General features: G+C 26.8%; 1 protein-coding gene. It reads right to left on the bottom strand.

Going from position 1 to position 1,219, the window contains the following annotated elements; translation table 11 throughout:
* Positions 1-14: 14 nt before the first annotated feature.
* A partial coding sequence (locus J2Z35_RS14620; protein WP_209662125.1) for a transposase occupies positions 15-1,219 on the bottom strand: 1,205 nt, incomplete at its 5' end.

The raw sequence follows: 1,219 nt of genomic DNA, 5'->3' as shown, positions 1-1,219 counted from the left end.
GGTTCTCTCCAAAGTTAGTTGGTATATCTAAATTTTTCCAACTCTAGTATTTTTCTTCTTAAGTAAGCAAAGCTAGATCTCCCGTACATTATTCTTTTGATAACCTTTATTTTATTTATTTTGCCTTCGGCCAAGCCGTTGCTATATTTATACTTTATTGCATTTTTTACTCCATCTATATCCATGCTGATTCCATTTAAAAAACTTTTTATTTCATCTATATCAAGTTTTTCAGCTTTTTTAATCCATTTTGAAAGGTTTTTAACTTTCTTTTCGAACAATAATTTTTTAAAAGAATCAACGAGTTCATAAAGCTTAGGTAGTACTGGGTACAATTGAAATACTGAATCTATATCATCAGCTGAAATTCCATCTATTTTTTCAGGTTTCATATATAACATTTTTATAATCTTACTTCTTTCAACAAAATAGTAATTGTTTTTTAATGAAGATGATTCAATTTCATTTTCAAGCCTTTGCTTCTTTGAAATATACATTCTTATGGAAGATGCTGAACCTTTATAACCTTTGCTAATTAGATTTTTTTCAATACTGCTAAAGCTAGCTCCGCTATTTATCATTTCTTCAATAGTTGAAAAATATCCATCTAAAATTGAAGCTCTACTGCTTCCGTATGAGCCATGTACAAGAGAAATATTTGGATTTAAGTATTTTTTTACTGTCTTTTTTGTAAAGCCAGTTTTTCTAGATATTTCAGCCATACTAAACCCTTTAGAAAATAAGTCTTTAACTATATTCACTCTAATCTCTTTTTTATTTACAGATTCTTTATGCTTTTTATCTAGTTTATTATTTGAAAATAGGGTATTTATATTTAAGCTAAGATATTTATTTACAGTCCTTATATCCATTTTTATTTTTTTGCTTATTTCATAGGGCGTTAGCCCATCATTAGATAGAACTTTTGCAAGTTTCACTCTTTGAGTTTTACTATTAGATAAAGATGTTTCCATACTTTTTCTTGGTTTTTCTATCTTTATTTTAAATTTCATTATTTTAGTTATATAGGATTTTAAATACTCTGTAAGATTTTTTATAATGTGAAACCTATCATTTATTTGAATTGCATTAGGATGAGCTGATTTTATAGCTTTTGCATATTCATTAGATCCATCCCTTGAGACAATCTTTATATTAGGAAAAGATTTTAGCCATGTTGCAACCTTACTGGATTCTCTAGAATTTAAAATATCTATTA

It is taken from the genome of Acetoanaerobium pronyense, assembly GCF_017874355.1.
In the GTDB taxonomy this organism is placed as follows: Bacteria; Bacillota; Clostridia; order Peptostreptococcales; family Filifactoraceae; genus Acetoanaerobium; species Acetoanaerobium pronyense.
Note: the sequence above shows the minus strand (reverse complement) of the source record. Positions and strands in the feature narration are given on the sequence as shown.